This window comes from Aneurinibacillus danicus (assembly GCF_007991215.1).
Lineage (GTDB): Bacteria > Bacillota > Bacilli > Aneurinibacillales > Aneurinibacillaceae > Aneurinibacillus > Aneurinibacillus danicus.
Genome location: NZ_BJXX01000024.1, coordinates 1 through 8,630, shown reverse-complemented (window position 1 = coordinate 8,630; position 8,630 = coordinate 1). Strand labels below are relative to the sequence as shown.

The 8,630-nt window shown below is 48.1% G+C and carries 8 protein-coding genes; all 8 read left to right on the top strand.

The genetic code is table 11. From position 1 onward, the window contains the following. Nucleotides 1–102 precede the first annotated feature (102 nt). The 8 genes from ADA01nite_RS03095 to ADA01nite_RS03060 all read left to right on the top strand — a co-directional run bounded on the left by ADA01nite_RS03095 (nt 103) and on the right by ADA01nite_RS03060 (nt 8,557). Nucleotides 103–1,257, top strand: coding sequence for a cysteine desulfurase family protein (locus ADA01nite_RS03095; RefSeq protein ID WP_146808440.1), 1,155 nt, complete (start codon nt 103–105; stop codon nt 1,255–1,257). A gap of 4 nt (nt 1,258–1,261) precedes the next feature. Then, a complete protein-coding gene (gene thiI, locus ADA01nite_RS03090) occupies nt 1,262–2,464 on the top strand; it encodes a tRNA uracil 4-sulfurtransferase ThiI (RefSeq protein ID WP_146808439.1) in 1,203 nt (400 codons plus the stop codon). A 359-nt stretch (nt 2,465–2,823) separates the two neighbouring features. Then, on the top strand, nt 2,824–4,167 hold the full coding sequence (locus ADA01nite_RS03085; protein ID WP_146808438.1) for a cytochrome ubiquinol oxidase subunit I: 1,344 nt from the start codon (nt 2,824–2,826) through the stop codon (nt 4,165–4,167). After that, nucleotides 4,157–5,185 carry a cytochrome d ubiquinol oxidase subunit II gene (cydB, locus tag ADA01nite_RS03080; RefSeq protein ID WP_146808437.1) on the top strand — a complete coding sequence of 343 codons (1,029 nt, stop codon included), beginning with the start codon at nt 4,157–4,159 and terminating at the stop codon, nt 5,183–5,185. The genes ADA01nite_RS03085 and cydB overlap by 11 nt, the downstream gene beginning before the upstream one ends. A 201-nt stretch (nt 5,186–5,386) precedes the next feature. Then, nucleotides 5,387–5,680, top strand: a complete 294-nt coding sequence (locus tag ADA01nite_RS03075) for a rhodanese-like domain-containing protein (protein WP_170230125.1) — start codon at nt 5,387–5,389, stop codon at nt 5,678–5,680. 18 nt (nt 5,681–5,698) lie between these two features. Then, nucleotides 5,699–6,829 (top strand): MBL fold metallo-hydrolase, encoded by a 1,131-nt coding sequence (locus ADA01nite_RS03070; protein ID WP_146808435.1) that lies wholly within the window; start codon nt 5,699–5,701, stop codon nt 6,827–6,829. 74 nt (nt 6,830–6,903) lie between these two features. Then, nucleotides 6,904–7,938, top strand: a complete 1,035-nt coding sequence (locus ADA01nite_RS03065; RefSeq protein ID WP_146808434.1) for a PAS domain-containing sensor histidine kinase — start codon at nt 6,904–6,906, stop codon at nt 7,936–7,938. Next, entirely contained in the window at nt 7,916–8,557 is a 642-nt protein-coding gene (locus tag ADA01nite_RS03060) for a response regulator (RefSeq protein WP_146808441.1), read from the top strand. Before ADA01nite_RS03065 ends, ADA01nite_RS03060 begins: the two co-directional genes overlap by 23 nt. Nucleotides 8,558–8,630: the final 73 nt, after the last annotated feature.

Genomic DNA, 8,630 nt, shown 5'->3' with positions numbered 1-8,630 from the left:
GATTTTCACAAAAAAACAAATATGCTATGATAATGGTTGAACTTTTCTAGTTGTACGGGCCATACTATACTAAGGAAAATGAAAGATAAAGAAGGGAAAATTATGATTTATTTTGACAATAGCGCAACGACACGTCCGCATCCCGATGTGGTGAAAGTGTTTGGCGACGTGGCGAGTCAGTATTTCGGCAATCCTTCTTCGCTTCACCATCTGGGAGGCAAGGCGGCGCAGCTTTTAGAGCAGGCGCGCAAAGTGGCCGCCGACTGTCTAGATGTGCAGCCGGCCGAAATCATCTTCACGTCCGGTGGCACGGAGAGCAATAATGCTGCCTTGAAAGGTGTCGCACTCCAATATCGAGCAAGAGGAAAACATATCGTTACCAGCAGCGTTGAGCATGCATCTGTCTATGAGACATGCAAGCAGTTAGAGGAACTCGGATATGAGGTCACATATTTGCCGACCGATGCGAATGGCCGTGTACGTGTAGAGGACGTTAAACGTGCACTGCGTGATGATACGATTCTTGTCTCTATCATGCATGTAAACAGCGAGTTGGGTACCATACAGCCGATCGAAGAGATTGGCCGTCTGTTAGCCGCATATCCAAAAGTGTATTTTCATGTTGATGCAGTGCAGGGATACGGCAAGCTGCCGCTTACGCCGGGAAAATGGGGCGTAGACCTATTGTCGTTGTCCGCTCATAAATTCCATGGGCTGCGCGGCTGCGGGCTTCTCTATATTCGCCGCGGCGTGATGCTGTCTCCGCTTATCATCGGCGGCGGGCAGGAGTCCAGCTACCGTTCCGGTACAGAGAATGTGCCGGGCGTCGTCGCAATGGCCAAAGCCATGCGCATTATGCGGGATGGATTGGATACGAACCATAAGCATATGAAAAAACTGCGCAACCGTATAATCGATGGGCTGGCGTCGCTTGCATACTGCAAACTGAATGGCCCCGGCAAAGAGGAGGCAAGTGCTGCGCCGCATATTGTCAATTTTTCGTTTCCAGGCATAAAAGCGGAAGTAGTGCTGCATGCGCTTGAGGAAAAAGACATCTACATCTCGACGCGTTCCGCCTGTTCATCCAAATCCAATAAGCCGTCACGGGTGCTGCTGGCGGCGGGAATAGACGAAGAGCGTGCCAAAAGCGCATTGCGAGTCAGTTTCTCTCCCGATAATACGGAAGCGGAAGTGGATGCGTTCGTGCAGGCGGTTAAAGAGACTGTACCAAATTTAGCGAAGATAATGAGGGTGTAACGATATGCAATATGAACATATTCTAATCCGCTATGGAGAGCTAGCGCTCAAGAAGCGTAACCGGGGTGAATTCGAATCACAGCTTGTCCGCAATATCAAAAAAAGCTTAAAAGCGTACCCGGGTGTGCAGGTGGAGCGGGTATACGGACGGATGTACCTCGTGCTGAATGGGGAGCCGTACGAACAGGTAGAAGCCAGGCTGAAAAAAGTATTTGGAATTCATTCCTTTAGCCCGACACGCTTTCTCCAGACATTCGAGCTGGAAGCGATCCAGCAGGCGGCACTCGAAGCAGTGCGGGACGTGGAGCCTGCGCCGCGCACATTTAAGGTGGCGGTAAAGCGCCCGAACAAGCAATTTCCGTATCGTTCTCAGGAGATGAACCATCTGGTGGGTGGCTATATTCTACGCAACACCGATGATTTGAAAGTGGACGTTCATCATCCGGATGTAGAAGTAAACGTGGAGATTCGCGCTGAAGGCGTGTTTATTTCATGCCGTACCGTGCGCGGGATGGGAGGACTTCCGACCGGAAGCAGCGGCAAAGCGATGCTGATGCTCTCAGGCGGCATTGACAGCCCGGTAGCCGGCTGGATGACGATGAAGCGCGGCGTTCGTATTGAAGGCGTTCATTTCCACAGCTATCCGTTTACATCGGAACGCGCCAAGCAAAAAGTCATCGATCTGGCGCGTATTCTTACGCAATACAGCGGCGGCATGAAACTGCATGTCGTACCGTTTACAGAGATTCAGACGCAGATTCGTCAGCATTGTCCGGAGCATTATACGATTACCATTATGCGCCGATTCATGATGCGTATTACGGAACGGTTGGCGCAGAAACACGGCGCGTTGGCCATTGCTACAGGGGAAAGCCTGGGGCAGGTTGCTTCGCAGACCATGGAGAGCATGAATACGATTAATAGCGTTATTAATATCCCTGTGCTGCGTCCGCTTGTGGCAATGGATAAGGAAGAGATCATGGCGGTTTCACGGCAGATTGAGACGTATGAAACATCCATCCTTCCATATGAAGATTGCTGTACAGTATTTGTGCCGAAATCGCCGGTAACGAAACCAAAGCCGGAGATAGCAGAGAAATTTGAGCAGGCACTGGATGTAGAGCGCCTGGTGGAAGAAGCGGTTAATGCGGTAGAGAGCATCTGGATTGATCCGGTTACGGAAGAAGAGCATCAAGCCTTCTTTTAATGGCGGAAGCAGGAGGTAGGAAGTAAGAGATTAGACTTTAAGGTGAAAAAACCCGTGCAATTGCCGCACGGGTTTTTCTTATGTACGTTGTTGTGCCGAAATGAAAGAGGATTTTGGCTCTTGGAGCGGCTTGCCATTCAAGGTCAACAGAGTGCGAATCGTTTTATTATAGAAAAACCTTTTTCTGTATTCAAAAAGTCGGAATGGTTTAGCCACAAATCATTCACATTTCTACGTTTTTGAAAGAGAATATAGGGGATTCTCCCCATAGGCCTCGCTTCTTTTTGCGGACTATACTATTTTATGTAAAAACATACAGGTCCGTAAACTTAGAAAAAAAGAGGGAGGTTGCATGCATTATGACAGAAGTCGTTTTTCTAAGTAGGATTCAGTTTGCAGTCACGGTCTTCTATCATTTTTTATTCGTTCCGCTTACCATTGGTCTGGTAATCCTGGTGGCGTACATGGAAACCCAGTATGCTCGCACGCGGCAGCTAATGTATCGACAGATGGCAGATTTCTGGGGGAAACTTTTTTCCATTAACTTTGTGCTTGGGGTTGTCACCGGGATTACAATGGAATTTCAGTTCGGTACCAACTGGTCGGAGTATTCCAAGTACATGGGCGATATTTTTGGATCGCCGCTGGCAATTGAAGCGCTTGTTGCGTTTTTCTTAGAATCGACGTTTATGGGGATGTGGCTGTTTGGCCGCGATAAAATTTCCCCGAAAATGCGTGCCTTTGCCATCTGGATGGTGGCGCTCGGGACCAACATCTCCGCGCTGTGGATTATCACGGCCAATGGCTTCATGCAGCATCCGGTCGGCTATGTCGTCCGCAACGGTCGCGCGGAGCTGAATAGTTTCTATGAACTGGTGACCAATTCATACGCCTGGTATATGTTTTTTCATACGGTTATCGCCAGTTACATCGTCGGCTCGTTCTTCGTCATGGGGATCAGTGCTTATCATTTGATTCGCAAACAAAATGTAGCCTTCTTTGAGAAATCCTTTAATATTGCGCTGGCGCTGGGTCTGTTTGCAGCAACGGCAACCCCGTTCATCGGCCATCAGCACGGGGTAAATACAGCCCAGGTGCAGCCGGCGAAAGCGGCCGCCATGGAAGCGATATGGGAAACGCAGGAAAAAATGCCGTTCCACATTATTTCGATTCCAGATGCAAAAAATGAACGCAACATCGAAGCCCTCTCGATTCCGTATATGGGTAGCTTCTTTTATACCAACAATCCGAACGGTAAAGTCATTGGCTTAAAAGACATTCCGATCGATGAGCGCCCGAACGTCAATATTGTCTACTATAGCTTCCGAACGATGGTGGCGCTTGGGGTGTATTTTCTGGCCCTTGTCTGGTACGGTTTCTACCTTGTACGGAAAAGAAAGCTCGTTTCGTCCCCACGCTACCTGAAAGCGGTGCTCTACAGCATGCTTCTTCCATATTTAGCTATGAATCTGGGCTGGACGGTGGCCGAAGCCGGACGGCAGCCATGGGTCGTGTATGGCCTGATGAAAACAACAGAAGCGGTGTCGCCGATTTCGTCCTCACAAATCATCTTCTCACTTACGGGTCTCGTGCTGTTCTACACGATTTTAATTATCGCCGACGTTATGTTGCTGGTGAAATACGCCAAGGCAGGCCCAAACACCGAGGGGGCAGTGAAGGAGGGTTTGGAGCATGTCTCATGATACGTTAATCACCATCTGGTTCGGGTTATGGGGTCTCATCTGGACGGTCTATTTCGTTCTTGATGCGTATGCGCTGGGAACGGGAATCGTGTTTCCGTTCCTGGCGAAAAATGAGAAAGAACAGCGCCAGCTTCAGGAGGCAATCGGGCCGTTCTGGGGCGGCAACGAAGTGTGGCTAATTACTGCGGGCGGCGCGACGTTTGCCGCGTTCCCGGTAACGTACGCGCTCATGTTCAGTTACTTGTACACGCCGTTGATGCTCATTTTGTTCGCTTTGTTTTTCCGGGCGACCGGCCTTGAGTTTATGCACAAGATAGACAATGCCCGCTGGAAATCCTTCTGGAAATGGAGCTTTTTTACAAGCAGTTTCGCGATTGCGCTGCTGTTTGGCGTAATGTTTGCTAACCTGTTCTATGGTTTGGAAATTGATCAAGCGGGCTACCACGGCACATTGCTGTCACTCTTGCACCCGTATGGTCTATTGGGCGGTATCCTGTTCGTTTCCCTGTTTACGCTGTCCGGCTGTGTGTGGATCGCGGTAAAAACGAAAGGAGCAATTCGTACGCGTGCACTGAAATGGGCACAGAAAGTCTGGTTTGTTTCTGTGCCGGTGCTTGCGATATTTATGGTCGCCACTAACAACCGCACGCCGCTGTTTGAAAAGTTCGCGCAGTATTCGGCGCTGTGGCTGCTGCCGGTGCTTGCGCTGCTGTTTCTGCTGGCTGTTATTACATTTCTGCGTAAGGGTCACTCAGGTCTTGCCTTCGGCGGGGTATCAGTGTCAATTGTGCTGGTAATGGCCAGCGGGTTTGCTGGCATGTTCCCGAATATGCTGCCGTCCCGGCTTGAACCGGCGTGGAGCGTGACGATGTTTGAGGCGGCAGGCAGCCAGCTGAACCTATCCATTATGCTCGGTGTGGCGCTGGTAATGGTACCGATCGTCATTATGTATCAGTTATGGTTGTACCGCATTTTCCGCGAGAAAATCTCGCCGGATAACGCCAAAGGTTATCATTAATATACCTATACCTGCTGATCTTATGGGTTAGCAGGTATTTTTTTAATTTTACTTAGAAGATAGGGGAAGTCCCCTATACTTTGCGACAGTTTTTCACCCTAAAATGAACGTGTAAACGCTTTTAAAACAGTATTTAAAATTCATTTTATACGCAAGGCGGCAGACGATGTACGCAAAGCACCGCCGCTGTTTCCAAGGGTAGTGCAAAATGAAGAAATAAAGCACAAGCTACAGAAGGGGAGTGCGCCTTTTATTCTGGATGTGCGGGAAGAGGTTGAATATATGCTTGGGCATATTCCGGGTGCTATAAGCGTGCCATTAAGTGAGTTTGAGCGGCATTTGGTTGAGCTTCAAAGAGAACAGACATACTATGTGATTTGCCGCACAGGCAATCGCAGCAATGCTGCCTGCCTTTACATGCAGGTAAAGGGATTTACAGATGTATATAATGTTATCCCGGGTATGTCTGAGTGGGATGGGGATATAGAAGAGTAACTAAAGGAGGAAAAGAAGATGGGAGCAGAAAACATTAGCGCGCAAGAACTTAATCGTCTTATTGTAGAAGGAGCGCCGTTGTTCATTCTTGATACACGAAACGAATCAGATTTTCAAGATTGGAAAATTGAGGGGGGAGATATTGCTTATTTAAACGTACCGTATTTCGAACTGCTCGATGGGGTGGCTTCTATTCTAGACCGCCTGCCGGAAGATCGCAAACTCATCGTTGTTTGTGCAAAAGAAGGATCATCGAAGCTTGTTGCCGAACATATTCATAAAGAGGGACGGGCGGTCTCCTATTTACAGGGGGGCATGAAGTCATGGAGTGAATATCTATATCCCGTGTTGGTGCATCAGGATGACGAGTTGACTGTATACCAGTTTATTCGGGTTGGAAAAGGCTGCCTATCGTATCTGTTAATCTCCGGTAAAGAAGCGCTTGTCATCGACCCGTCACGTTTTACAGAGGTATACGAACAGGCAGCAGCCAGGGAAGGAGTAGCCATTACCCACATCGTGGACTCGCACTTGCATGCGGACCATATTTCCGGCGGCCATGAACTGGCCCAGAAGACAGGTGCGCATTATTACTTGATGCGTAGTGAGGGGGCGACTTTCCATTTTGATGCGCTCGAAGAGCATGATCACATTTCTTTTGCGAATGTACACTTGGAAGTGCTCGCAATCAAAACACCGGGCCATACGCCAGGAAGTGTATCCTTCCTTGTTAATCAGCGCTTTTTATTCTCAGGCGACACCGTATTTGTCAGCGGATTAGGCCGTCCCGACCTTGGCGGCAAAGCCCGGGAATGGGCGCTTGATCTTTACCATACTGTATATGAAAAGCTGGCTGGACTGGCAGATGACATAGTGGTCCTGCCATCACACTATGCTGATTTCGAAACGGAGAAAAATGAGCAGGGCTATATCGGTACAACGCTCGGCCATATCCGTGCAATGAATGAAATTATGAGAGAAAAAACGGTTCATGAGTTTGTTGATACGGTGGCCCAATCTGCATCCACACAGCCCCCACCGAACTTCGAAGACATTATCGCCATTAATCGCGGTGTGAGAGCAGCAAGCCCGGAAGAAGTACAGGAACTTGAAATCGGGCCAAACCGCTGCGCCGCTCACCATACCTAATTGATCATAAGGGGACGGCTCGTATTCGGATACCGTCCCTGTTTCCCGTTATGCAGCAGAAAGGGTTGATCGCGATGCAACAATCTTATTTAAGGCAGATTTATGAGCACATTCAGGATGGCATCATCATTATGGATCATGAGCGTATCATTCTTGAGATGAATCCGTCGTCCCAGCGAATGACCGGCTGGCGGATTGGAGACAAGGTACCCTATTGTTCCTATTGTCAGACTCGTCAGTTAGCTCCTAGCGAAAACCGTTGCTATTTAATTTCACGGGAAGAAGTGCCGTATTTTTTATCGGAAATGCCGACGTACCAAGGAGAGACGCTTGATGTTGAGATGAGTACTGCGCTTATATATCAGGATGAAGAAAGCGAGAGACGCCATTATCTGCTTGTGTTACGCGATCAACGGCTGAAAAAAAAGGAAGAGGAGGCTCGTATCTCAAAGCTCATTATTCAAAAGCTTATTGAAGCCCAGGAAAGTGAGCATAAGCGCCTGGCACAGGAACTGCATGACGGAGTTGGACAGTCGCTATACAGTATCTCTGTCGCGCTGCAGGCAATCGAGATGCATGTAAAAGACCAAAAGCTTCATAACTATATTGAAGAAGTGCGCCGGGAACTTGAAAAGGCAATGCATGATGTAAAATCATATTCTCACCAGCTGCGGCCGCAAAGTCTTGACCAGTTGGGGCTTGTGCCGACAGTGCGGGCGCTTTTGGAATCGTTAAAGCGCAACCTTCCCGGTATAAACTTTATGTTTGAAACAAATGTAGAGAGACGATTTCTCTCCGTTGTTGAAATTAACCTATACCGGGTTATCCAGGAAGCTCTCCACAATATTTTAAAATATGCAAACGCCAGCAGCGTAACGGTTTGCCTGGAAGAAGGCCACGGTGAGCTACGTCTTTTCATTCATGATAATGGCAGCGGATTTGATATAGGACAGGTAGAAGAGGGTCTCGGGTTAAAACATATGGAGGAGAGGATCCACCAAATTAGCGGGACGTTTTCTCTGTATTCAAAGCCGAAACAGGGAACAATCATCCGGGTTTCGGTGCCTGTTCCGGAGGTGGAAAGTGATGATCAAGGTCATGGTAGTTGATGACCACGCACTTATTCGCAAGGGTATTATTTTGTTATTAAAAATGAACCAGGAAATTGAAATTGTTGGGGAAGCCGGTGACGGGGAAGAGGCGATTCTTCTAGCTTTAAAGGAAAAGCCTGATGTTATTCTAATGGATTTATCGATGCCGAACGGAGTTGATGGATTTGCGGCGGCGATGAACATCCGGCGCCAGTTACCAGCATGTAAAATCATTCTGCTGACAATGCATGACGAAGAAATCTATGTACAAAAAGCGATTGAAGTTGGTGCGCATGGATATATTTTAAAGAAGAGCCAAGGCGGGGAACTGAATGAGGCGATCCTGACAGTGCTGCGGGGTGAGCGTTTTTACCGCACTGGTATTCCGCAAGAACAGTTGCAGAAAATGTTTGATAAAAAGGGGAAAAAATCATCCATACTCACCATGCGTGAACAAGAAATTGTGCGCCTCACCATTCTTGGTTTTACGAATGTGCAGATCGCAGAAAAGCTGTTTATCAGCTCTAAAACGGTGGAAAATCATAAAGCAAACATTATGCAAAAACTTGAATTGAAAAGCAAACATGAGCTAATTCGCTATGGCATCCAGAATCATTATTTGGATTTAACTGTGTAAATTTATAGAAAACCACCATGGCCTCTCAGCCGCAATCCCGACATGAAAATCGTGAGAAGGGCGGCTGACTTTT

Excerpts from the sequence above, each read along its gene's own strand:
- ADA01nite_RS03095 (WP_146808440.1), top strand. The coding sequence starts at position 103 with ATGATTTATTTTGACAATAGCGCAACGACACGTCCGCATCCCGATGTG.
- thiI (WP_146808439.1), top strand. The coding sequence starts at position 1,262 with ATGCAATATGAACATATTCTAATCCGCTATGGAGAGCTAGCGCTCAAG.
- ADA01nite_RS03085 (WP_146808438.1), top strand. The coding sequence starts at position 2,824 with ATGACAGAAGTCGTTTTTCTAAGTAGGATTCAGTTTGCAGTCACGGTC.
- cydB (WP_146808437.1), top strand. The coding sequence starts at position 4,157 with ATGTCTCATGATACGTTAATCACCATCTGGTTCGGGTTATGGGGTCTC.
- ADA01nite_RS03070 (WP_146808435.1), top strand. The coding sequence starts at position 5,699 with ATGGGAGCAGAAAACATTAGCGCGCAAGAACTTAATCGTCTTATTGTA.
- ADA01nite_RS03065 (WP_146808434.1), top strand. The coding sequence starts at position 6,904 with ATGCAACAATCTTATTTAAGGCAGATTTATGAGCACATTCAGGATGGC.
- ADA01nite_RS03060 (WP_146808441.1), top strand. The coding sequence starts at position 7,916 with ATGATCAAGGTCATGGTAGTTGATGACCACGCACTTATTCGCAAGGGT.